The organism is Streptomyces sp. CY-1 (genome assembly GCF_047218265.1).
Classification (GTDB): domain Bacteria; phylum Actinomycetota; class Actinomycetes; order Streptomycetales; family Streptomycetaceae; genus Streptomyces; species Streptomyces niphimycinicus.
Genome location: NZ_CP178393.1, coordinates 8430739 through 8452141 on the forward strand (window position 1 = coordinate 8430739; position 21403 = coordinate 8452141).

Annotated in this window: 20 protein-coding genes; 8 read left to right on the forward strand and 12 right to left on the reverse strand. The window is 72.7% G+C overall.

Annotated features, from left to right (window positions below):
• Positions 1 to 16 precede the first annotated feature (16 nt).
• On the forward strand, positions 17 to 2290 hold the full coding sequence (locus ACK1X7_RS36230; protein WP_390792850.1) for a DUF5107 domain-containing protein: 2274 nt from the start codon (positions 17 to 19) through the stop codon (positions 2288 to 2290).
• Positions 2291 to 2527: 237 nt separating this feature from the next.
• Here ACK1X7_RS36230 and ACK1X7_RS36235 read toward each other — a convergent pair whose 3' ends face one another.
• The 5 genes from ACK1X7_RS36235 to ACK1X7_RS36255 form a co-directional block, all read right to left on the reverse strand.
• A complete protein-coding gene (locus tag ACK1X7_RS36235; protein WP_014055744.1) occupies positions 2528 to 2881 on the reverse strand; it encodes a VOC family protein in 354 nt (117 codons plus the stop codon).
• Between the two features lie 23 nt (positions 2882 to 2904).
• A complete protein-coding gene (locus tag ACK1X7_RS36240) occupies positions 2905 to 3720 on the reverse strand; it encodes a class I SAM-dependent methyltransferase (RefSeq protein WP_390792851.1) in 816 nt (271 codons plus the stop codon).
• A gap of 194 nt (positions 3721 to 3914) precedes the next feature.
• Positions 3915 to 4298: a CBS domain-containing protein gene (locus tag ACK1X7_RS36245; protein ID WP_390792852.1), complete on the reverse strand. Its 384-nt coding sequence runs from the start codon at positions 4296 to 4298 to the stop codon at positions 3915 to 3917.
• A gap of 164 nt (positions 4299 to 4462) precedes the next feature.
• The gene (locus ACK1X7_RS36250; RefSeq protein ID WP_385152083.1) at positions 4463 to 4846 is read right to left on the reverse strand and encodes a DUF2795 domain-containing protein; all 384 of its coding nucleotides are present in this window, start codon (positions 4844 to 4846) and stop codon (positions 4463 to 4465) included.
• A 109-nt stretch (positions 4847 to 4955) separates the two neighbouring features.
• Positions 4956 to 5213, reverse strand: a complete 258-nt coding sequence (locus ACK1X7_RS36255) for a hypothetical protein (RefSeq protein ID WP_385152085.1) — start codon at positions 5211 to 5213, stop codon at positions 4956 to 4958.
• 284 nt (positions 5214 to 5497) lie between these two features.
• On the opposite strand from ACK1X7_RS36255, the gene ACK1X7_RS36260 reads away from it, so the two are divergent.
• Both ACK1X7_RS36260 and ACK1X7_RS36265 read left to right on the forward strand, forming a co-directional pair.
• Entirely contained in the window at positions 5498 to 6004 is a 507-nt protein-coding gene (locus ACK1X7_RS36260) for a phage holin family protein (RefSeq protein ID WP_413116163.1), read from the forward strand.
• Positions 6005 to 6010: 6 nt separating this feature from the next.
• Entirely contained in the window at positions 6011 to 6586 is a 576-nt protein-coding gene (locus ACK1X7_RS36265; RefSeq protein WP_390792854.1) for a TIGR03086 family metal-binding protein, read from the forward strand.
• Positions 6587 to 6792: 206 nt separating this feature from the next.
• On the opposite strand, the gene ACK1X7_RS36270 is transcribed toward ACK1X7_RS36265, so the two are convergent.
• The 5 genes from ACK1X7_RS36270 to ACK1X7_RS36290 all read right to left on the reverse strand — a co-directional run bounded on the left by ACK1X7_RS36270 (position 6793) and on the right by ACK1X7_RS36290 (position 13972).
• Positions 6793 to 8892 carry a catalase gene (locus tag ACK1X7_RS36270; RefSeq protein ID WP_385153741.1) on the reverse strand — a complete coding sequence of 700 codons (2100 nt, stop codon included), beginning with the start codon at positions 8890 to 8892 and terminating at the stop codon, positions 6793 to 6795.
• A complete protein-coding gene (locus ACK1X7_RS36275) occupies positions 8889 to 9443 on the reverse strand; it encodes a type 1 glutamine amidotransferase domain-containing protein (protein ID WP_385153744.1) in 555 nt (184 codons plus the stop codon). Before ACK1X7_RS36275 ends, ACK1X7_RS36270 begins: the two co-directional genes overlap by 4 nt.
• Before the next feature lie 119 nt (positions 9444 to 9562).
• Positions 9563 to 11398: a thiamine pyrophosphate-requiring protein gene (locus tag ACK1X7_RS36280; protein ID WP_390792856.1), complete on the reverse strand. Its 1836-nt coding sequence runs from the start codon at positions 11396 to 11398 to the stop codon at positions 9563 to 9565.
• A gap of 131 nt (positions 11399 to 11529) precedes the next feature.
• Positions 11530 to 12495 (reverse strand): TIGR03557 family F420-dependent LLM class oxidoreductase, encoded by a 966-nt coding sequence (locus ACK1X7_RS36285; protein WP_385153751.1) that lies wholly within the window; start codon positions 12493 to 12495, stop codon positions 11530 to 11532.
• 280 nt (positions 12496 to 12775) lie between these two features.
• Positions 12776 to 13972: a PAS domain-containing protein gene (locus tag ACK1X7_RS36290; protein WP_385153754.1), complete on the reverse strand. Its 1197-nt coding sequence runs from the start codon at positions 13970 to 13972 to the stop codon at positions 12776 to 12778.
• Positions 13973 to 14129: 157 nt separating this feature from the next.
• Between ACK1X7_RS36290 and ACK1X7_RS36295 the strand changes: the two genes are divergently transcribed.
• The gene (locus tag ACK1X7_RS36295) at positions 14130 to 14918 is read left to right on the forward strand and encodes an ANTAR domain-containing response regulator (RefSeq protein ID WP_385153757.1); all 789 of its coding nucleotides are present in this window, start codon (positions 14130 to 14132) and stop codon (positions 14916 to 14918) included.
• Here the strand turns inward: ACK1X7_RS36295 and ACK1X7_RS36300 are convergent.
• The gene (locus ACK1X7_RS36300) at positions 14842 to 15384 is read right to left on the reverse strand and encodes a hemerythrin domain-containing protein (RefSeq protein ID WP_385153760.1); all 543 of its coding nucleotides are present in this window, start codon (positions 15382 to 15384) and stop codon (positions 14842 to 14844) included. The two genes, ACK1X7_RS36295 and ACK1X7_RS36300, sit on opposite strands and share 77 nt — an antisense overlap.
• A gap of 115 nt (positions 15385 to 15499) precedes the next feature.
• On the opposite strand from ACK1X7_RS36300, the gene ACK1X7_RS36305 reads away from it, so the two are divergent.
• The 4 genes from ACK1X7_RS36305 to ACK1X7_RS36320 all read left to right on the forward strand — a co-directional run bounded on the left by ACK1X7_RS36305 (position 15500) and on the right by ACK1X7_RS36320 (position 20291).
• Complete coding sequence (locus ACK1X7_RS36305; RefSeq protein WP_413116164.1) at positions 15500 to 16723, forward strand: aminotransferase class I/II-fold pyridoxal phosphate-dependent enzyme; 1224 nt, start codon at positions 15500 to 15502, stop codon at positions 16721 to 16723.
• A gap of 41 nt (positions 16724 to 16764) precedes the next feature.
• Positions 16765 to 18045 (forward strand): MBL fold metallo-hydrolase, encoded by a 1281-nt coding sequence (locus tag ACK1X7_RS36310; protein WP_413116165.1) that lies wholly within the window; start codon positions 16765 to 16767, stop codon positions 18043 to 18045.
• An 84-nt stretch (positions 18046 to 18129) separates the two neighbouring features.
• Positions 18130 to 19230, forward strand: a complete 1101-nt coding sequence (locus tag ACK1X7_RS36315; protein ID WP_413116166.1) for a right-handed parallel beta-helix repeat-containing protein — start codon at positions 18130 to 18132, stop codon at positions 19228 to 19230.
• Positions 19227 to 20291: a methyltransferase gene (locus ACK1X7_RS36320; RefSeq protein ID WP_398158606.1), complete on the forward strand. Its 1065-nt coding sequence runs from the start codon at positions 19227 to 19229 to the stop codon at positions 20289 to 20291. The genes ACK1X7_RS36315 and ACK1X7_RS36320 overlap by 4 nt, the downstream gene beginning before the upstream one ends.
• A gap of 250 nt (positions 20292 to 20541) precedes the next feature.
• Here ACK1X7_RS36320 and ACK1X7_RS36325 read toward each other — a convergent pair whose 3' ends face one another.
• Positions 20542 to 21267: a class F sortase gene (locus ACK1X7_RS36325; protein WP_390792859.1), complete on the reverse strand. Its 726-nt coding sequence runs from the start codon at positions 21265 to 21267 to the stop codon at positions 20542 to 20544.
• Positions 21268 to 21403 lie beyond the last annotated feature (136 nt).

Here is a 21403-nt window from a genome sequence, read left to right on the forward strand (position 1 = left end):
CGGAGCGAGGCAGCCCGTGGCCACGAGCGTGCGACGTACCACCCTGACCCTTCCCACCGCCCCCCTCGGGCCCGACAACCCCCTGCCCGCGCTGCGCCCCCTCGACGAGGTGCACCGTGTGGACGACCGCGTCCGGGCCACGCTCCCCTCCGATATGGCCCGTCAGGTCGCCCATGCCCCCCTGCGTTCGGTGCTGCCGGTGCGGCTGCGCGACGGCTACGGCCGCGACCGCGCTCCCGCCACGCTCGACGCCATCGTCCTGGAGAACGACCGGCTGCGGGCCACGGTGCTGCCCGGGCTCGGCGGCCGGGTCCACTCGCTGGTCCACAAGGCCACCGGCGAGTCCGCCGGTACCGAGCTGCTGTACCGCAACCCGGTGCTCCAGCCCGCCGACTTCGCCCTCAACGGCGCCTGGTTCTCCGGCGGGATCGAGTGGAACATCGGCGCCACCGGCCACACCACCCTGTCCTGCGCCCCGCTGCACGCCGCCCGCGTCCCCGCCCCCGACGCCGCCGAGGGGGGCGCGATGGTGCGGCTGTGGGAGTGGGAGCGGCTGCGCGATCTGCCCTTCCAGGTGGATCTGTGGCTGCCCGCCGACTCCGCGTTCCTCTACGTGGGCGTCAGGATCCGCAACCCCCACCACCTCCCCGCCCCCGTCTACTGGTGGTCCAACATCGCCGTCCCCGAGGACGAGCACACCCGCGTCCTGGCCCCCGCCGACGACGCCTGGCACTTCGGCTACGCCCGCACCCTCAGCCGGGTTCCGGTCCCGGAGTGGGACGGCGCCGACCGCACCTATCCGCTGCGCGGCGCCTACCCCGCCGACTACTTCTACGAGGTGCCCGACGGCGCCCGCCGCTGGATCGCCTCCCTCGACGCCGACGGCAGCGGCCTCGTCCAGACCTCGACCGATCTGCTGCGCGGCCGCAAGCTCTTCATCTGGGGCGCGGGCCCCGGCGGACGGCGCTGGCAGCAGTGGCTGACCGAGCCCGGCACCGGCGGCTACGCCGAGATCCAGGCCGGGCTCGCCCGCACCCAGCTCGAGCACATCCCGCTGGAGGCGGGCGAGGAGTTCGCCTGGCTGGAGGCGTACGGCCCGCTGACCGCCGACCCGGCCGCCGTCCACGGCACGGACTGGACGGCCGCCCGCCGCGAGACCGAGACCCGGCTGGAGGCGGCGCTGCCGCGCGCCGCGGTCGACGCGGCCTACGCCGCCTGGCGCCCGTACGCCGACACGGAACCGGCGGAGCGCCTCGCGGCCGGCTCCGGCTGGGGCGCGTTGGAGGCCGAGCGCGGCGGGTTCCAGTTGCCCGGTACGCCGTTCGACCCGGGCACGCTGGGGGCGGAGCAGGAGCCGTGGCGCCGCCTGCTGCGCACCGGCGCCCTCCCCGACTGGGAGCCGGGCCCCTCCCAGGCCGACCCCGGCGCCTCCCTGGTCGCGCCCGCCTGGCGCGACCTCCTCGAAGCGGCCCCCTCGACCGCGGGCGCCGAATACCACCTGGGCGTCGCCCAGTGGCACGCGGGCGACCGCGCACAGGCCGAGCGGAGCTGGGAGCGGTCGCTGCGGTGCGCCGAAACGCCCTGGGCACTGCGCTGCCTGGCCGTCGCCGACACCGCCTCCGGCCATCCGGCGCGCGCGGCGGACCGGCTGCTGCGCGCCGTACAGCTCCTCCTCGCCTCGGGCACCGTCCCGCCGCAGAAGGGGGACCCGGCGCTCGCAGCGGACCAGGTGCTGGAAACGGACCAGATGCTGGAAACGGACCCGGTGTTCGCAGCGGACCCGGTGCTCGAAGCGGCGGGAGCGGGGCAAGGGCCCGGCGTAGGAGCGGGAGCGGGGCAGGGGGCGGAGGCGGCCGGAGTGCCGACCGCCGTCTCGCTGGCCGCGCCGCCCGTCGCTGCCGCCGCCGACCCGGTCGCCCTGGAGGCGGCCGAGGCCGCGCTCGGCCGGGAGGCGATCGTCGCGCTGTTGGCGGCCGACCGCGCCGATGACGCACGGGCGGTCCTCGACGCCCTGCGCCCCGCCATCCGGGCCCGAGGCCGCTTCCGGCTGCTGCGCGCGCAGGTGCTGCTGGCCCAGGGCGACGCCTTGGCCGCCCGCGCCGTCTTCGACGAGGGCTTCGAGGTCTGCGATCTGCGCGAGGGCGACGAGGCGTTGAGCGACACCTGGTACGCCATCGTGGAACGGCTGGTGTCGGGGACCGAGGAACCCCTGACCGAGGAGGCGCGGGCACAGGCCAGGACCGAGCATCCGCTGCCGGGCCGCTACGAGTTCCGTATGCGCCCCGCATAGGCGGTCTGCGCCCCGCATAGGCGGCCCGCGGCCCGCATCGGGACGGCCCGGGCTGCGCCCGCAGGCGGCCTCGCCCGAGAGCGGGCCTGGCCGGGGCGCGGAGGAGGCGGTCCGGATCAGGCGTGATGAGTTCCGTGATGTGGACGATCTCTACGAGGAGTTCGACGACGCGGAGTTCACCGAGGATCCGGGACCGCCCTCCCGACGGGTCTGCCGGACGGTGAGTTCACGGGCGGGTCACGCCATCGGATTCCGGTCGACGTACTCGAAGATCGAGCCGTCGGGGTGGCGCGCCACCAGGGTCCGGCCCACGGGGGCGGGCAGCGGACCGGCCACGATCTGCCCGCCGACCGCCGTGAGGTCCGCGATCGCCTCGTCCACGTCCTTCACCGCGATCGTCGCCGTGATCTTGCGAAGAATCGACAGCTCCGACTCCGGACCGCTCATCAGAAAGAAGCAGCCGACCGCCGCGACCGAGACGGGCCCGCGCTGGAAGCGCACCGCCTCGGCTCCCGTCAGCCGTTCGTAGACGGCGATCGCCGAATCCAGATCGTCGACGCACACGCGGAGTGAAGTCCCCAGAATATCCATGCGGGCGAGCCTAGTTGAACTGCTCAGACGCGGCAGAGGATCTCACCGTGCAGGACGGCGAACCAACCGTCCGGGGCCTCGCCCCACGCCCGCCACGCCTCCGCGATCGACCGCAGCTCCTCCTCGGTGGCATGGCCGCCGTCCACCGCGCGCCGGGCGTAGGCGGAGGCGACCGTGCGGTCCGCCCACAGCCCGCTCCACCACGCCCGCTCCTCCTCGGTGGCGTAGCACCACGCCGAGGCGGTCGAGGTGATGTCGAGGTCGGTGAACCCCGCCTCCAGGGCCCAGGAGCGCAGCCTTCGACCGGCGTCCGGCTCACCGCCGTTGGCCCGCGCGACCCGGCGGTAGAGATCCAGCCAGCCGTCCAGGCCGGGGACGGACGGATACCAGGTCATGGCGGCGTAGTCGGAGTCACGCACCGCCACGATGCCGCCCGGCGCGCACACCCGCCGCATCTCGCGCAGCGCCCTCACCGGATCGCCGACGTGTTGCAGCACCTGATGGGCGTGGACCACGCAGAAGGAGTCGTCGGGGTAGTCCAGCGCGTGGACGTCGCCGACCACGAAGGACACATTCGTCAGCCCGCGCTCCTCGGCCACCGAACGGGCCCGCTCCAGGACGGAGTCCGCGGCGTCGACGCCCGTGACCTGCCCCTGGGGGACCAGTTCTGCCAGGTCGGCGGTGATGGTGCCGGGGCCGCAGCCGATGTCCAGGATCCGCATATGGGGCCGCAGATGGCCGGTGAGATACGCGGCGGAGTTGGCCGCGGTGCGCCAGGTGTGCGAGCGCAGCACCGACTCATGGTGGCCGTGGGTGTAGACGGCGGTGTCCTTCGGCATGGCGGAACTCCCCCTTCGGGACCGGTGAGCGGGTGGCTCCACGGTAGAAGGCATCTCGCATCACGAGAAGAACCGTCTCGCTATGCGGGCGCCATGGGCGTCATGGGCGCCATGCGAAGCGGCGGCGGCCTCATGCCGAAGGGGTGGCGGGGGAGGGCCCCCGCCGCCCCTTCGGCGGAACGTGCTGCGGGAATTCAGGGCGGCTCCGTCACATCGCCCAGGCTGATCACGCCCAGCGGACGCCCCGCCTCGACGACCGGAAGCCGCCCCACCGCATGTCTCCGCATCAGCGCGGCCGCCTCGGCCACCTCCTCGTCCGGCCCGATGGTCACCGGGTCCGGAGTGCATACGGCATGGCAGGTGACGGCGAGGGGGTCGATGCCCTCGGCGACGGCGCGGAGGGTGATGTCGCGGTCGGTGAGCACACCGAGCAGCTCCCCGTCGCCGGCGACCAGCACATCGCCGATGCCCTGTGCGCGCATGATCTGTGCCGCTTCCACCAGCGAGGCATCGGGGTGCACCCAGACCACGGGCCGCGTCATGACCTCCCGCACATAGCGAGGCGGGTCCTGGGACATCTGTCCACCTGCCCTTCGTGGGGGATGTGCTGCCCGCAGTACCCGCGCGGGGCGGGGGCTATGCGTGCCGGTGTGCGCCGTCCCCTCGATGCCTCGCCGTCGCTCCATGCCGGGGCCATGTCCTACGGGCCGTGTCTCACAGGCCGTGTCCTACCGGCCATGGCTTACGAGGCCGGGCGCAGCCCCAGCGCCGAGACCACCTCCTGCACCGTGTGGAACGTCCGGTCCGCGGGCAGTTCCTCGGCCAGAGCGATCAGACCGTCCGGTGTGTGCCGTTCCTCCAGGACGTCCAGCAGCTCCTCACGATCGGCGGGGAACGACGTACGTCCCAGCCGGCGCGCGAACTCGAACCGCACCGCCTCGGCCTCACCGGTCGTCCCGCGGGCCGGGATCGGCCCCAGGGTCACGTCCGGGTCGTCGTCGGCGGCCGGCTCCGGGTCGTGCCACTCCTCGGCGCGGGTCGGGTGCCCGGAGCGGATCAGCCCCTGGAGCTCGTGCTTCATCTCGTCGTCCTTGTGGACGCTCAGCCGGTCGCTGCCTCGCTGCATGTCGGTCCCCTTCCTCAGCGGGTCCGTATGTGTCTCCCGGGCGGGTCGCTTCCCGGGATGGTCGTCTTCCGGGTCGGTCGTTTCCCGGGATGGTCGTCTTCCGGGATGGTCAGTCCGCGCCGCTCTCGTACGGCCCGTACGGCCCGTGCGGCAGTGTGCCGAGGCCGCCCACCGGGATCGCGTCGTCGCCGTAAGTCTTCCCGTCGGCGGACGACACCGTCAGTTCGGTGCCGACCCCTGCCTCGCGGTAGAGATCGGGGCCGTTGGGGCGTGTCGGCAACGAGCCTATGCGGTGTCCGCGCGCCGCGTCGACCAGTGCCGGAACTGCTTCGGCCGCCCCCACCGGATCCGGATATCCGAGTCGCATGTACTCCCTCCAGATTTCGCGTCCCCCACGCGTACCCGTCCCGATGGCTTCGACACGAGGTTGTCGGGCGCGTTTGAGGACCCCGGGGGCCGGGGACCCGTCGTGCGGCCGAGCGGCCCGTAGGGAGTGAGGAGCGGCGTCGGACGCGGGACATCAGGGGCCGCGTTCGACGCCGTGCCCCGTCCTGCCCTGCGGATGTGCCCGCGTATCCGTGTTCCGTCCGGTGCCCCGCCCGTGTCGGCCGGGACTGTTAACGAGGATGGGGCACGGGTACCCGGCCGCACATGACTGATAAATCGGGCTACCCGAAGGCGGGCATACCCTCGGCCGGGGACCTGGCGGAGCCGGTCGCACGGGCCGTCCGCGACGAAGTCCGCAGGGAGCTGCGGGAGCAGTCCGGGCGGCGTGCGGTCCGCCTCTACGGCGGCGCGGCGGCGGCCGCGCTCTACGCGGGGGGTGCGCTGACGGCGTGCCTGGTGCTGCTCTTGGCCCTCGCGCTTCCGGCGTGGGTGGCGGCGCTGATCGTTTTCGCGCTGTTGCTGGTGGCGGCGGGGTGGCTGAAGAACTCTGCGGCGCAGGCTTCGGGGCCGGGAGTGGCTTCTGGTCCGACTGCGCCTTCGGGGCCTGCCCCGCCTACGGGCCCTTCGGGCCCCGCTGGCTCTTCCGGGCCCGCCGCTCCTTCAGGATCCGCTGGTCCTTCCGGGCCCTCCGCGCCTCACACGCCCCCGACACCTCCGGCGCCGGGGTCCGGGACGCCTCCTCAGCCCCCTCAGCCTCCTCGGACGGGGTGATCGACCATGGCGGAGAATCCGCTGCTGGCCAGGCACGGTGAGGCGCTGGACCTCTTCACCGAACGGGTGCACGCGATCCGGCCCAATCAGTGGGACGACCCGACGCCCTGCGCCGAGTGGACCGTACGCGATCTGGTGAACCATCTCGCGGTCGAGCAGATGTGGGTGCCGCCGCTGGTCCGGGAGGGGGCGAGCGTCGCCGACCAGGGCAATGCGCTGGAGGGCGATCTGCTCGGTGACGACCCGGTCGCCACGTGGGACGTGGTGGTCGCCGCGGCGCGGGACGCCTTCCGCGAGCCGGGGGCCCTGGACCGGATGGTCGAGCTCTCGTACGGGGAGAGCCCCGCCACGCATTACTGCGCCCAGATGACGGCTGACGCGGCCGTGCACGCGTGGGATCTGTCGCGGGCCATTGGGGCGGAGGAGCGCATCCCGAAGCCGTTGGTGGACTTTTCGGTGCGGGAGGTCGCGCCGTATGCGGCGGATTTGGAGGAGAGCGGGTTGTTTGCGGCGCCGGTGGAGCCGCCGGCGGGGGCGGATGCGCAGACCCGGTTGCTGGCGTTGCTCGGCCGCGAGCCGTAGGCAGGCAGGTTTCCCCCACCCCGCCCCTTCCCGAAACGAGGGGCTCCGCCCCTCGACCCCCGCCCGGGGCTCCGCCCCGGACCCCGCTCCTCAATCGCCGGAGAGGCTGGAATACCCATGGCATGCCCGGGTGGGGTGTGAGCGGAGGAAGCTCCGCTCACACCCCACCCGATGACCGACCGGCGGCCCACCGCGCCCCGCGGAATTCAGCAGCGGACCTGCGGGCGGTCCCAGTGTCGGTGGGCCGATATCGCTTCCGTGAAGGCCCTGGTGAACTCTTCGCTCGCCGCGCCCGTCGTCGTGTCCGTGACCACGCCGCGGTCGGCGCAGACGTGGCCGTGGCCGGAGGCGATGTGGAGGCCCTGTGGGTCGAGGGAGGAGAGGATGCCCACGCCCGAGCCGAGGGCGCCGATGGGTTTGCCGTGGCGGTAGGCGTCGCGGACGAAGCGCATGGCCGCGCTGTCGGAGGCCAGGTCGGGGGTGCCGGTGGGGCCGCCGGGGAGGAGGACGGCGTCGTAGAGGACGGAGGCGACCGTGGGGAGGGCGCGGTCGACCGGGTAGCCGTTGCCGTCGGCGCCGGCCACCGTGCCGTCGTGCGGGGCGAGGGCCTCGACGATGGCGCCCTGGGCGGTGAGTGCCTCCTGGGCCTGGGCGAGCTGGGCGGTGTCCACGCCGTCCGTGACCAGGACCGCGATCTGGCGGGTGCGGATCGAGCCGTCGCCCTGGAGGTTCTCCAGGCTCAGCGCGGGCGAGGCTTGCGGTTTGTGGTTGTTGGCGCCCGGTTCCGGCATCGCCACGCCGATGCCCTGGGCCACCTGCGAGGCCAGGTCGTAGTCGATCCGGGCCAACTGCTCGACCGTGCGCTCGCGCACCTGCACCGCGTTGACCTTGCCCAGCTCGAAGCGGAAGGCGTCCACGATATGGCGCCTCTCCCAGTCGCTCATGCTGTTCCAGAACAGCGCGGCCTGGCTGTAGAAGTCCTTGAAGGACTCGCTCCGCTCGCGGATCTTGTGGCCCTCGACCCGCTCCGCGTAGTGGGAGAAGGCATAGCCGTCCGCGCCCGCGAGAGCCGGGCAGCCGCCGCCGAGTGAGTTGGGGGAGTAGCTGGTGCCCTTGTGGAGCATGGTCTGGTGGTAGCCGTCCCGGTGGTTGGTCCGGGCCGGGGTGACCGGCTGGTTGACCGGAAGCTGCGAGAAGTTGGGGCCGCCCAGCCGGATGAGCTGGGTGTCCAGATACGAGAAGTTCCGGGCCTGGAGCAGCGGGTCGTTGGTGAAGTCGATCCCGGGGACGACGTTCCCGGTGTGGAAGGCCACCTGCTCGGTCTCCGCGAAGAAGTTGTCCGGGTTGCGGTTCAGGACCATATGGCCGATCGGCCGCACCGGCACCTGTTCCTCCGGAATGAGCTTCGTGGCGTCGAGCAGATCGAAGTCGAAGTTGAACTCGTCCTCCTCCGGGATGAGCTGCACTCCCAGCTCGTACTCGGGGTACTGCCCCGCCTCGATCGCCTCCCACAGATCGCGCCGGTTGAAGTCCGGGTCGCGGCCCGCGGCTTCCTGTGCCTCGTCCCACACCAGCGAGTGGACGCCCAGCTTCGGCTTCCAGTGGAACTTGACGAAGGTGCCGCGCCCCTGTGCGTCCACGAAGCGGAAGGTGTGCACCCCGAAGCCCTGCATCATCCGGAAGCTGCGCGGAATCGCCCGGTCCGACATCAGCCACATCATCATGTGCATGGTCTCGGGCTGAAGGGAGACGAAGTCCCAGAGGGTGTCATGGGCGGAGGCGCCGGTCGGGATCTCGTTCTGCGGCTCCGGCTTGAGCGCGTGCACGAAGTCGGGGAACTTGATCCCGTCCTGGATGAAGAACACCGGCATGTTGTTGCCGACCAGGTCGTAGTTGCCCTCCGAGGTGTAGAACTTCGTCGCGAAGCCCCGCACGTCCCGCACCGTGTCCGCCGAGCCCCGGGGCCCCTGCACGGTGGAGAACCGTACGAAGACCGGGGTGCGCACGGACGGATCCTGGAGGAAGGCGGCGCGGGTGAACTCCGCGCAGGACTCGTACGGCTCGAAGTAGCCGTACGCGCCCGCGCCTCGCGCGTGCACCACCCGCTCCGGGATCCGCTCATGGTCGAAATGGGTCAGCTTCTCGCGGAAGTGGAAGTCCTCCATCAGCGTCGGGCCGCGTTCGCCCACGGTGAGGGAGTCATCGGTGTGGTCGACCGCCACGCCCTGGTCGGTGGTCAGCGGTCCTTCGGCCGGGTCGGGGGCGCGGTATTGGTCGCGCTGCCGCTCCTTGCGGTCCTCCGTCATGATGCCGATCCCTTCGTCGTCTTCGAGAACTCCTCCAGGAACGCCGCACAGAACGCCTTGAGATCATCGGGCCTACGGCTGGTGATCAGGGCATTGGGGCCGCTGGTGCAGACCTTGACCTGCTCGTCCACCCAGGTCCCGCCGGCGTTGGTGATGTCGGTGCGCAGACTCGGCCAGGAGGTCAGGGTGCGGCCGCGCAGCACATCGGCCTCCACCAGCGTCCAGGGGGCGTGACAGATCGCGGCCACCGGCTTCCCCGCGTCGAAGAAGCCCTTGGCGAAGGCGACGGCCGCCTCGTTCAGGCGCAGGAAGTCGGGGTTGGCGACCCCGCCGGGCAGCACGAGGGCGTCGTACTCCCCGACCGTGGCGTCCTTCACCACCTGGTCGACCTCGAAGGTGTCCGCCTTGTCGAGGTGGTCGAACGCCTGAATGCGGCCGGGCTTGGTGGACACCAGACGAGGGGTGCCCCCGGCGTCCCGGACCGCCTGCCAGGGGTCGGTCAGCTCGACCTGTTCCACGCCTTGCGGGGCGACGAGAAAGGCGACCTTCATTGCTGCTCACGTCCTTCCGGTCCGGGTATCGCATCCGTCCGGTGCGGCGGGTAGCCAGCGCGGACGGGGTCGAAACGGGTACCTCAGGGGCTACGGGTGCATCAGGGGCTACGGGTGCATCAGGCGTCGTCCGTGGCCTTGTCCCGCGTGGCCTTGTCCTCCACGGCCTTCTTCCGGTGCGGCAGGTACTCCTGCACCTTCGCCTTCAGGCCCTGGCGGACCATGCCCGCCCGGTCCGAGTCGCCCTTGATGATCGACTCGACCGTGGCCTCCATCTGCTCCCAGGTGGCATGCGGCGGGATCGGCGGTACGGCCGGATCGGTGAGGAACTCCACGACCGCCGGGCCGTCCGCGGCCAGCGCCTCCCGCCACGCCTGCTCCACCTGCTCGGGCTTCTCCACCCGGATGCCGGTGATGCCGAGCGATTCGGCGAACCGCGCGTAGGAGACATCGGGAAGTTCCTGCGAGGGCAGGAACTGCGGGGCCCCGCCCATCGCCCGCATCTCCCAGGTGACCTGGTTGAGGTCCTGGTTGTTCCAGACGCCGATCACCAGTCGGGGGTCCTCCCACGACTGGCGGTACTTGGCCACCGTGATCAGCTCCGCCATGCCGTTCATCTGCATCGCGCCGTCCCCGACCAGCGCCACCGCCGGCCGGTCCGGATGGGCGAACTTGGCGCCGATCGCATACGGCACCCCACAGCCCATCGTGGCCAGCGTGCCCGAAAGCGAGGCGCGCATCTCGCCGCGCATCCGCAGATGGCGGGCGTACCAGTTGGCGACGGAGCCGGAGTCGCAGGTGATGATGGCGTCGGAGGGCAGCAGCGGATCCAGGCAGTGGGCCACATACTCGGGGTTGACCGGGTCGGCGGACACCTCCGCGCGCTGGGCCGTCACCTCGCGCCAGCGCCGTACGCCCGAGATGATCCCCTCCTGCCAGCCGCGCTCCTTCTTCCGCTCCAGTTGTGGCAGCAGCCGCAGCAGGGTCTCGCGCGCATCGCCGACCAGATTGACCTCGTACGGATAGCGCATCCCGATCATGTGCGGATCGAGATCGATCTGAACGCCGCGCGCCTTGCCGAACTCCGGCAGGAACTGGGCGTACGGAAAGCTGGAGCCGATCGTCAGCAGCGTGTCGCAGTCCCGCATCATCTCGTACGAGGGCCGGGTGCCCAGCAGCCCGATGGAGCCGGTGACATACGGCAGTTCATCGCTGAGCACATCCAGGCCGAGCAGCGCCTTGGCGACACCGGCGCCCAGGGTCTCGGCGATCCGCCGGACCTCCTCGCGCGCCCCGGCGGCGCCCTGGCCGACCATGATCGCCACCCGCTCGCCCGCGTTCAGCACCTCCGCGGCCCGCTCCACCGCGGTGCTGGACGGCACCGCGGACCAGCCGCTGCGGTCCAGGCTGGAGGGCACCATCTTGAACTCATGGGTGGGCGGGGAGTAGTCCAGCTCCTGCACATCCGCCGGGATGATCACGGCGGTGGGGGCGCGGCGGGCGTAGGCGGTGCGGATCGCCCGGTCCAGGACATTGGGCAACTGCTCGGGGACGGTGACCGTCTCCAGGAAGTCCGAGGCCACGTCCTTGAAGAGGCTGTGCAGATCCACCTCCTGCTGGTACGAGCCGCCCATCGCGCTGCGGTGGGTCTGGCCGACCAGGGCCACCACCGGCACATGGTCCAGCTTGGCGTCGTACAGCCCGTTCAGCAGATGGATCGCGCCGGGGCCCGAGGTGGCCGCACACACCCCGAGACGGCCGCTGAACTTGGCGTAGCCGACGGCCTCGAAGGCCGCCATCTCCTCATGCCGGGCCTGGATGAACCGGGGCTCGTTCGCGGCCCGCCCCCATGCGGCGAGCAGGCCGTTGATGCCGTCCCCCGGGTAGCCGAAGACATGCTCGACACCCCACTCGGACAGTCGGGCGAGGATGTAGTCGGCCACTTTCATGGTCATGGTGGGTCATCGCTCCTTTCGGCGGTTCAGCCGTGCTCACGCTTCGGGGCGGCCATTGCTCGCCGGGCGGCCGTGGCGAGCTCAGTCGGCCACGCGTGACGGTGGTCGGCCCTGGCCCCCTGCGGCGGTGCTCAGCGGGCCACCTGCGGCAGCACCTTGGTGCGGTAGAAGTCGAAGAAGCCCCGCTGGTCGGGGCCGATCTGATGGACGTAGACGGTGTCGAATCCGGCGTCGGCATACGCGTTCAGCGCGCCGATATGCGCCTCAACGTCATCCCCGCAGACCACCTTTTCGGCCAGCCGCTCGGGGGCGACGAGCCGGGCGGCCTGCTCGAACTGGCCCGGGGTGGTCAGCGTCGACAGCACCTCGCCGGGCAGCGCCTCGGTCGGCCACAGCCGGTGGGCGGTGCGCAGCGCCTCGTCGGGGTCCGGGCCGTAGCAGACCTTCAGCCCGCCGCGGGCCGGTTTGCTGTTGCCCCCGGCGCCGCTGCCGCGCCGGAACCGGGCCACCAGCTCGGCGTCCGGGACGGTGGTGATGAAGCCGTCGCCGACCCGCCCGGCCAGTGCGGCGGCGGCCGATCCGAACGCGGCGATGTCGATGGGCACCGGCTCCTCGGGCACCGTGTACAGCCGGGCGTTCTCCACCGTGTAGTGCTTGCCGTGATGGGTGACGCGGTGCCCCTCGAAGAGCTGGCGCATCACCATCACGGCCTCCTCCAGCATCTCCAGCCGGATCGGCGCGGGCGGCCAGCGGTCGCCCAGCACATGCTCGTTCAGCGCCGCGCCGCTGCCCACGCCCAGCCGGAAGCGGCCTTCCAGCAGCACCGAGCTGGTCGCGGCGGCCTGGGCCACGACGGCCGGGTGGATACGGATGATGGGGCAGGTCACCGCGGTCTGCACGGGCAGGCTGGTGGCCTGCGCGAGTGCGCCGATCACCGACCAGACGAAGGGGCTCTGGCCCTGGGCCTCGTTCCAGGGGTGGTAGTGGTCGGAGATCCACAACGCGTTGAAACCGGCCTGCTCCGCCATCCGGGCCTGCTCGACGAGGTCCGCGGGCCCGTGTTCTTCGGCGGCCAGGAAATAGCCGTACTCGGTCATGGGCCCTCCTCGAGCGCGGAGCCGGCGAATGTCGGCAGATGCGACGGGTAACCGGCGCCCGGAGAAGGAAACCTCGTTTGGTACGGCGCGGGACGGGCACGTGGGGGTGCGCCGAGGACTCGAGCCGGGCGTGGGGATGGGAACGCGCCGGGGCGCTGGGGCGAGGGCACGCCCTCGGTGTGCCGACGAGCCCGCGCCCACGCCCGGTGTCCTTACGACTCGCCCGCGTCCGATGTCCTTACGGTTAGCCCGCGTCCTAACGGTTAGCCGCCCCGCCGGGTCACGCCCCCGGCGCAGGCGCCCGCGGAGCCGTACGCGGCATGGCCAGGGCGACATGGCGGGAGATCCGGTCCGCCACGCCCGCCTCCGCCATCTCGAAGGCACCGCGCCCGCCCGTACGGAAGAGCGTGAGCGCCCCGCGGACCGGATCCGTGGCGGAGGCGCGCAGGGGTATGCACAGCAGCGAGGTGACCTCCTCGCGCACCAGCACGGGCGCACCCGACGCGTCCCGGCCGAAGGCGTCGGCGTCGGCCGGGCTCACCCGCAGCGCGGAGACCCCGTCGGACAGCGCGTCCACCACCAGGGGGCAGTCGGCCGGGTCCTGCTCGGCCAGGGAGGCCGTACGGTCGCCCACCGCGTCCCGCGGGCCGAGCGCCACCACCCGGCGCGGGGCGCCGGGGCCGCTCTCCGGGGCCAGGTCGGCGATCACCCAGTCCGCGAACCGGCCGTGCAGCACCTCCGCGGCCCTGGCCAGCACGGCCTCCGGACCGCCCCCGGCCAGCGCCACCCTCAGCAGCGCCGCCGCCATGTCGTCGGCCAGGTCCAGCAGCTCGGCATGGCGGGTCACCTCCGCCAGGTCCGGCCGGGACTCCGGGCGCCGTGCCCCGGCCGTCCCCTCGCCCGCCGGGGCGCCGCACATCCCGGGCTGGAACGCCGCCAGCACCGCCGGATGGGGCTCGCCCGGCGGTCGCAGCGCGGCCAGGGTCACCCGCACCTCACCGTCGGCCGACGGCTGCGACAGCCGCACCGTCAGGCTGCGGTCGCCCTCGCCGCGCGCCACCGCGGCGACCTGCGAGCGCAGCGCCGCCTGCCCGTCGCGCCGCAGCGAGGCGGCGAGCGGGCGCCCGGTGGCGTATCCGGCGCGGGTGTGGAAGAGCTGGGTGGCGGCGAAGTTCATGCGCCGCACCACGGTGTCGCGGTCCAGCAGGACCGCGGGGACCGGCAGCCGCTGGAACAGCGCCCGCAGCAGTTGCTGCTCCTGCGGGTCGGCCCGGCCCCCGCCGGGGCTCCGGGAGGCCGCCGTCAGCTCCTCATGGCGCGGCCACAGCACGTCGACCACATGCTGGAGCTCGAAAAGAGCGGCGTCCAGCAAGGACAGCCGCTCCTGCGGGGGCAGCGAGGCCCGCGCGGTCCGCAATTCGTCCACCCGTCTGCGGAAGTCTGTCAGCTCCGCACCAAACTCCTGAGCGCCTGGCATGGGCACACCGTAGCCTGCCCGGACGCGGTGGACGGCCCGGGTGCCGTTTTCCGCTCAATGCCGTGGGAAGGCGAAGAAATCGGGGCCCCGGACGCGGACGGGGCCGTAAACGCACATCGCACCGGAGCGAAACCGAGCGGAAGGAGCGGACCCGGCGATGCCCGACCGTACGCACATCCGCACGGCCTGCCAGACCGACGCGCCCTCCCTCGGCCGCGGCCTGGCCGAACTGGCCGAGCAGGCCGCCGCGGGCACGCCCGACAGTTGCGGGGCCACCGCCACCGCCGTGCTCGCCGAGGAGTCCTCCGGCGCCGCGGCCGCGGACCGGACCACGGCGGCCACCCACCCCGATCTGTCCGCGCTGGTGTCTGTCCAGATGCGCGCCGGGGAGGGCCCGATCCTCGCGGCGCTCGACACCGGCCGCCCGGCGGGCGCCGACGATCTGCTCCACGACGACCGCTGGCCGCGCTACCGGGCCCGGGCGCTGGACGCGGGCGTCCGGTCCACCGCCACCCTGCCCTTCGTCTGCGACGGGCTCACCGTGACCGTCTCGGTCTACGGGCTGCGCCCCGGCCCCCTGAAGGAGGCCGCCCAGGGCACCACCGAGCTGCTCGGCGACCTGGCCACCGAGAGCATGGCCCGGGACCGGCTCTACCGCGCCGCCCTCGTCCAGGTCGACCAACTGGACACCGCGCTGCGCACCCGGCCCGTGGTCGACCAGGCGTGCGGCATCGTCATGTACGTCCTGGGCTGCGACCCGGACCAGGCGTTCGACCTGCTGCGCCGGCTCTCCCAGCGGACCAACAACAAGCTGGCCGAGCTCGCCGAGACCGTGGTGCGCACCCGCGGCCGCGGCCTGGAGAAGGAGCTCATCGCGTTCGGCCGGTCAGCCGCTCCCGGACCCGGTCGGCCAGCGTCCGGCCCGGACCGGGACCTTCCGGGCTGACCGGGGGCACGCCCCGCGCCGCGGCCGTCGCCTCGCCGACGCGCAGGCCCAGCATCATCCGCTCCTCCGGGGTGAGCCGCTCCCGCAGCTCGGGGAAGACGAGATCCTCCTCGCCGCGGATATGCATGGACACCACGTCCATCAGATCCCGTACCAGCGGGTCGAACCGCCGGTCCCGGGGGTCCACGGCGTCCAGGTCGGACAGGATCCGCTCGGCCTCGGCCAGCTCCTCGATCTCCTCGTCGGCGATCCGGTCGCCGTTCGGCAGCGCCTTGCGGACCGTGGGGTACAGATGGCTCTCCTCGGCCACGGAGTGCCGCACCACCTCCACCGTCATCCGGTCGACGAGCTGCCGCCGCTGGTCGGGGTCGGTGGTGGCGCGGTACCCCTCGAAGAGATCGCGCACCGCGTGGTGGTCCGCGGTGAGGACGTCCACCACATCGTGCTGTTCCGGCGTCGCTGTCATGGCGCCCGGGTCCCCCGGCCGCCTTCCGCGAAACGGCGCCGGAGATCTGCGAAGGTGGACAGAAGGCGGACATCCGCAGGCGGTGACGCGTCCGGCACGGGCGGAGGTGTGGCGAATGCAGCGGCAGTGGACCGCCCCGGCTCCGGCGGACCGGGACGACGGCGGGCTGCCGGTCCTCCCGGAGCTGCTCGACAGCTTCGTCACGGCGGCCGGCCACACCGCACCGGAGCCGGTCGGCGGCTCGGCCGGGCTGCGCTCGGCGGCCTGTGGCTACTGGTCGCGGCGCGGGCTGTGGACCGACCCGGAGCATGTCGTGGTCGCCCCCGGCGCCGAGCCGCTGCTGCTGGCGTTGCTCGCCTCGGCCCCCGGCGGCGATGTGCTGCTGCCCCGCCCCTGCGCCGCCTGGTACTCACCGCTGGCGCGGCTGGTGAACCGGCGGGCCCACCACGCGCCCGTCCCGGCCGAATGCGGTGGGCTGCCCGATCCGTTCGCGCTGCTGGAGATCGTCCGCAGGATCCGCGCCGAGGGCGGGGTGCCCCGGGTCCTGCTGCTGTCGGTGGCCGACGACCCCACCGGCACCGTGGCCCCGCCCGAGCTGCTGCACGAGGTGTGCGAGGCGGCCGTGGCCGAGGGGCTGCTGATCGTCAGCGATGAGACCTGGCGGGACACCGTCCACCATCCGCATGGCACGGTGCTGCTCAGCCCCGCCGAGATGAGCCCGGAGAACGTGATCGTGCTCTCCGATCTGGTGGGCGCCTTCACCCCGGCGGGCTGGCCCGCCGCGATGGCCCGGTTCCCGGCCACCGAGCGCGGGGTGGAGCTGCGCGGCCGGGTGCTGTCCCTGCTCACCGCCGTACGCTCCGGGCTGCCCGCGCCCGTCGCCGCGGCCGCCGGGTACGCCCTCGGCGAGCCCGAGCCGGTCCGCGGCCGGATGGCCGCCGCGGCCCGGGCACACGGGGCCGTGGCCGCGGCCGCCTACCGCGCGCTGACCGCCGTCGGGGCGCTGGCCCGCCCCCCGCAGGCCGGCCGCCATCTCTACGCCGACCTCGACGAACTGCGCGGGGTGCTCGCCGCCCGTGGCATCACCGACTCGGTGGAGCTGGAGCGCGAGCTGGTGCGGCGGATCGGCCGGAGCGTGGCCGGGGGCCATCGCTTCGGCGACCCCCCGCACACGCTGCGCCTGCGGCTGGCGACCCTGCCGCTGCTGGGAGCGGCGGAGGAGTCGCGGCTACGGGCGCTCCAGGCGCCCGATCCGCTGGAACTGCCGCATGTGGCGGCGGCGTTGGCCGCCTTCGAGGCGGCGTTCCGCGACCTGATCGAGGACGGAATGGCGGCCTGAGCCGCCAGGGGACCGCTGCCAGGAGGGAAGGGAGCCAGGCCATGACCGACCACGCCGAGCAGGCCGACCCGGCCGAACGCCGCCGCCCGCTCCCGACCACGCCCGAGTCCGCCACCCGAGAGTCGGCCGCCTCCGATCCGGTGGCCTCCGATCCGGCCGTCTCGGATCGGGCCGCCCCCGATTCGCTGGCCCCCGAGTCGGCCAGCTTCGGTCCGGCCGCCCCCGATCCGGCCGGCACCGAGCCGGCCACCTCCGGTCCGGCCCCCTCCGGTCCGGCGGCCCTCGATCCGGTGGCGCCCGAGGCGGCCACCTCCGAGCCGCCCACCCTCGATCCGGCCGCCCCCGCGCCCGCCTCCCCCCGCCCCCTGGGCGAGATCCGCCGCTGGCCGCGGTCGTTCGCGGATCGGCTCACCTCGCCGCTGCCGGGGGTGCGGGCCGTGGCCCGGCTCGCCCGGGAAGGGCGGCTCAGACCGTCCGTGGCGTCGCTCCGGCAGATCCCCGAGCTGCCCTTCGAACCGGGGCCGCTGCCGCTCCCCGCCCCCGGCCGGACCGCGGTCACCTGGGCGGGGCACGCCAGTTGGGTGCTGCGGATCGGCGGGCTCACCGTGCTCACCGACCCGGTCTGGTCGCGCAGGATCCTCGGCACCCCGGCCAGGGTCACCCCGGTGGGGGTCCGCTGGGAGGATCTGCCGCCCGTCGACGCGGTCGTCATCAGCCACAACCACTACGACCATCTGGACGCGCCCACGGTCAAACGGCTGCCGAGGGCGACGCCGGTCTTCGTCCCGGCCGGGCTCGCGGGCTGGTTCCGGACCCGCGGATTCACCCGGGTGACCGAGCTCGACTGGTGGGAGGCGGCCGAACTGCCCGGTGCGGACGGCCCGGTCCGCTTCGACTTCGTCCCGGCCCACCACTGGAGCAAGCGCACCCTCACCGACACCTGCCGCTCGCTGTGGGGCGGATGGGTCATCACCGCGCCCGGCGGCCGGCGGGTGTACTTCGCCGGGGACACCGGCTACGGCCACTGGTTCCGGCAGATCGGCCGCCGCTACCCGGGCATCGATGTGGCGCTGCTGCCCATCGGTGCCTATGAGCCGCGCTGGATGCTGAAGGGGGTGCACACCGATCCGGAGGACGCCGTACGGGCGCATCAGGACCTGGGGGCGCGGGTGCTGGCGCCCATGCACTGGTCGACGTTCCTGCTCGCGGCCGAGCCGCCGGTGGAGCCGCTGCACCGGATCCGCGCGGCCTGGGAGGCCACCGGGCGCCCGCGCGAGGAGCTGTGGGATCTGCCGGTCGGGGCCTCGCGCGTGCTCGAATAGGGGGCCAAGTGGAGGAATCCAGAGCATAGGTGATAGAAGGATCATAAGTGGCGAGTGGTGCGCAGCCCACCTAGCTTCCTGTTCATGCGCACTCCGAAACTTCGTCACCTCGCCGGCCTCACGGCCGTCCTCGTCATCGAACTCGCCCAGCTTCCCGGAGCCCACGCCGCCCCCGTCGACCCCGCCGACCAGGCGGCGACCCGTCATGTGGTGCAGCCGGGCCAGTCGGTCCAGGCCGCCGTGGACGCCGCCAAGCCCGGCGACACCATCGAGCTCCGGCCCGGCACCTACCGGGAGAACATCCAGATCAGCACCGACCGGCTGACCCTGCTCGGCGCGGGCGAGAGCACCGTGCTCTCCCCGGCCGCGAAGCCGTCGGACAACGCCTGCGGCGCGGCCGGTCACGGCATCTGCGTCACCGGGACGGCCGAAGACCCCGTCTCGGATGTACGGATCGGCTCACTGAAGGTCACCGGCTTCGCCAAGAACGGCATCTGGGGCTCGGGCACCGACCGGATGACCGTGCGGGACACCGTCGCCGAGGGCAACGGCCAGCAGGGCATGGGCCAGGAGATGTCCACCCGCGGCACCTTCGCCGACAACGTCTCGCGGAGCAACAAGCAGTCCGGCATCTTCCTGGCCAACACCATGGACGCCGAGGGCGGCGCCACCGACGCCCTGGGCACCCTGGTGGCGGGCAACCAGCTCAGCGGCAACCGGACCGGTGTCGTGGTCCGCCGGCTGCGCGACCTCACGGTCGAGGGGAACACCATCACCGGCAACTGCGCCGGGGTGTTCGTCGTCGGCGACGAATCGACCCCGCGCGCCGGGGACCTGAGCGTCCGCCACAACTCCGTGTACGAGAACAACGCCTACTGCGAGGCCACCGACCGGCTCCCCTTCATCCAGGGCGCGGGCATCGTGCTCACCGGCACCGAGGGCACCCGGGTGACGGACAACCAGGTGACCGGCAACGTGGGCACCTCGCCCATGTCCGGCGGGATCGTGCTGTTCACGAGCGCCGTGGGCGCCCCCAACGCCAAGAACGCCGTCAGCCGCAATGTGCTGAGCGGCAACAAGCCCGCCGACCTGGCCGACCGGGACAAGGGCCCCGACAACACCTTCACCGACAACGTGTGCGAGCTGTCCGAGCCCACGGGCCGGTGCTCAGAGGCGACGTCATGACCACTGTGGACGCCACCACCCCCGCGGCCGCGGCACCGGCCGCGCCGCCGCCGCCCATGCAACTGCGGGAGATCGTCTTCGGCGCCGCACGGGCGGCCTCCGTGCGCGCCGCGGTCCGGCTGCGGATCGCCGACGCGCTGGGGGAGCAGCCCGCCTCCATCGGCGAACTGGCCTCGGCCGTGGACGTCGAGCCCGATCCGCTGCGCCGGCTGCTGCGCTCCCTGGCCTGCTGTCAGATCTTCGCCGAGACCGCGGACGGCCGCTTCCGGCACACCGAGATGTCCCGGCTGCTGCGCGAGGACACCCCGGGCAGCCTGCGCAACATCGCCCTGTGGTGCACCGAGCCGTGGACCTGGGAGGCGTGGCCGCTGCTGGACCGGGCGGTGCGCGGTGGCGGCTGTGTCGTCAACGAGATCTACGGCAAGGACTTCTTCGCCTATCTCCATGAGGACGCGCCCGAGTCGGCCCGGGTGTTCGACGCCGCGATGACCACCTCCAGCCGGCAGTCGGCCGCCGATGTCGCCGCCTTCCTCGACCTCGACGGGGTCAAGGACGTGGTGGACATCGGCGGCGGCCAGGGCCATGTGCTGGCGAGTCTGCTGGAGCGCCATCCGGCGCTTCAGGGCGCGCTGCTGGACCTGCCGCAGGTGGTGGCGAACGCCGATCCGCGGCTGCGGGACGGCGGGCCACTGGCCTCGCGGGCGACGCTGGTGCCCGGCGACTGCCGGCGTGAGGTCCCCGTCGAGGCCGATCTCTACATCATCAAGAACATCCTCGAATGGAACGACGAGAGCACCCGCCGGACGCTCGCCAATGTGGTCGCGGCGGCGCGGCCCGGGGCCAGGGTGGTCGTCATCGAGAACCTCGTCGACAACAGCCCCTCCTCCTTCACCACGGCGATGGACCTGTTCCTGCTGCTCAATGTGGGCGGCCGGAAGCACACCGAGGACAGCATGGTGACGCGGATGACCGAGGCCGGGCTGAAGGTGACCGACATCCGGCCGGTCAACGGCGCGCTGCACGCCTTCGACTCCACGGTGCCCGCCACGGGCCGCCGCTAGGGGTTTCCGACGGATCTTGACGCCTGCGGCGGGCTGTTTCCCCTCCCCGCCCTTTCCCGAAATCGATATGCGGCTCCGCCGCGTGGTGGGGCTCCCTCCGCCCCTGGACCCCGGGGTCCAGGGGCGGAGCCCCTGGTAACGGGAAGGGGCGGGGAGGGGAAAGCACACCACGGTGCCCGCGTCGTCCGTCCTCGACGACGCGGGCACCGTGGCGTGTGCTCGGCTTGTTTCCTGTCGGTCTGTTGGTCCGTTAGCTGTAGCGGTACGAGCTGAGGTGCGCGAACACCACCACATTGGCCGTGTAGTCCTTGGCCGTGTGGTCATAGGCCCCGCCGCAGGTGATCAGCCGCAACTGGGCGTTGGGGGTGTCCCCGTACACCTTCCGGTCCGGGAAGTCGTTCTTCTTGAACGTCTTGATCTTGTCGACGACGAAGGTCGCGACGATCCCGTCCTCGCGGGTGATGGCCACCTTGCCCTGCGGCTTGAGCTGGCTGAGGGTGGCGAACACCGCCGGGCCGACCTTGGTGTCCACATGCCCGGCCACGATCGCGTTGCCGCGTTCACCGGGGGAGGGGCCGCCCTCGTACCAGCCCACCAGGTTCTGCTCGGTGTCCGGAGGCGGGACCAGCACCCCCGACGCGTCCAGCGAGAGGGGGGTGAAGGGCGCGCTCACGCCGATCGAGGGGATGTCCAGATGGGACGCGGGGGAGCGGGGCAGCGCGGGTCCGGGGCGGGACTCGGGGGCGGCCGTCGACTCCGGGGAGTCCGCGTAGTCGTCCTCGACCGAAGTGTCGCTCTCCGGTTCGGAGATGGACGCCGGGGCGCTGGCCGTGGGCCGGGCCGACGCCGGGGTGTTCTGGGAGGCGGCGTCGACGGAGTTGTAGATGAGGAATACGCCGATGATGGCCGACGCGGCGGCCCAGCGGAGGATGCGGGTGTTGCTGTCGGCAGCGCCCTGTTTGGCCGGCTTTCCCATGGGGGTGTTCGCCTTTCTCACAGCGCCTTTCTTACTTGCTTTTCTCACAGCCGCTTTTCACAGCGTTCGTGGCGCTGCCGTGACACCACCGTTCGGCGGAGGTGCCACGGCAGCACGGAATTACGAAAGCGTCAGG

What these genes read in the sequence shown, in the direction of transcription:
- ACK1X7_RS36235 (WP_014055744.1), bottom strand. Translation starts at nt 2,881, where the DNA reads ATGGATATTCTGGGGACTTCACTCCGCGTGTGCGTCGACGATCTGGAT.
- ACK1X7_RS36240 (WP_390792851.1), bottom strand. Translation starts at nt 3,720, where the DNA reads ATGCCGAAGGACACCGCCGTCTACACCCACGGCCACCATGAGTCGGTG.
- ACK1X7_RS36245 (WP_390792852.1), bottom strand. Translation starts at nt 4,298, where the DNA reads ATGTCCCAGGACCCGCCTCGCTATGTGCGGGAGGTCATGACGCGGCCC.
- ACK1X7_RS36250 (WP_385152083.1), bottom strand. Translation starts at nt 4,846, where the DNA reads ATGCAGCGAGGCAGCGACCGGCTGAGCGTCCACAAGGACGACGAGATG.
- ACK1X7_RS36255 (WP_385152085.1), bottom strand. Translation starts at nt 5,213, where the DNA reads ATGCGACTCGGATATCCGGATCCGGTGGGGGCGGCCGAAGCAGTTCCG.
- ACK1X7_RS36260 (WP_413116163.1), top strand. Translation starts at nt 5,498, where the DNA reads ATGACTGATAAATCGGGCTACCCGAAGGCGGGCATACCCTCGGCCGGG.
- ACK1X7_RS36265 (WP_390792854.1), top strand. Translation starts at nt 6,011, where the DNA reads ATGGCGGAGAATCCGCTGCTGGCCAGGCACGGTGAGGCGCTGGACCTC.
- ACK1X7_RS36270 (WP_385153741.1), bottom strand. Translation starts at nt 8,892, where the DNA reads ATGACGGAGGACCGCAAGGAGCGGCAGCGCGACCAATACCGCGCCCCC.
- ACK1X7_RS36275 (WP_385153744.1), bottom strand. Translation starts at nt 9,443, where the DNA reads ATGAAGGTCGCCTTTCTCGTCGCCCCGCAAGGCGTGGAACAGGTCGAG.
- ACK1X7_RS36280 (WP_390792856.1), bottom strand. Translation starts at nt 11,398, where the DNA reads ATGACCATGAAAGTGGCCGACTACATCCTCGCCCGACTGTCCGAGTGG.
- ACK1X7_RS36285 (WP_385153751.1), bottom strand. Translation starts at nt 12,495, where the DNA reads ATGACCGAGTACGGCTATTTCCTGGCCGCCGAAGAACACGGGCCCGCG.
- ACK1X7_RS36290 (WP_385153754.1), bottom strand. Translation starts at nt 13,972, where the DNA reads ATGCCAGGCGCTCAGGAGTTTGGTGCGGAGCTGACAGACTTCCGCAGA.
- ACK1X7_RS36295 (WP_385153757.1), top strand. Translation starts at nt 14,130, where the DNA reads ATGCCCGACCGTACGCACATCCGCACGGCCTGCCAGACCGACGCGCCC.
- ACK1X7_RS36300 (WP_385153760.1), bottom strand. Translation starts at nt 15,384, where the DNA reads ATGACAGCGACGCCGGAACAGCACGATGTGGTGGACGTCCTCACCGCG.
- ACK1X7_RS36305 (WP_413116164.1), top strand. Translation starts at nt 15,500, where the DNA reads ATGCAGCGGCAGTGGACCGCCCCGGCTCCGGCGGACCGGGACGACGGC.
- ACK1X7_RS36310 (WP_413116165.1), top strand. Translation starts at nt 16,765, where the DNA reads ATGACCGACCACGCCGAGCAGGCCGACCCGGCCGAACGCCGCCGCCCG.
- ACK1X7_RS36315 (WP_413116166.1), top strand. Translation starts at nt 18,130, where the DNA reads ATGCGCACTCCGAAACTTCGTCACCTCGCCGGCCTCACGGCCGTCCTC.
- ACK1X7_RS36320 (WP_398158606.1), top strand. Translation starts at nt 19,227, where the DNA reads ATGACCACTGTGGACGCCACCACCCCCGCGGCCGCGGCACCGGCCGCG.
- ACK1X7_RS36325 (WP_390792859.1), bottom strand. Translation starts at nt 21,267, where the DNA reads ATGGGAAAGCCGGCCAAACAGGGCGCTGCCGACAGCAACACCCGCATC.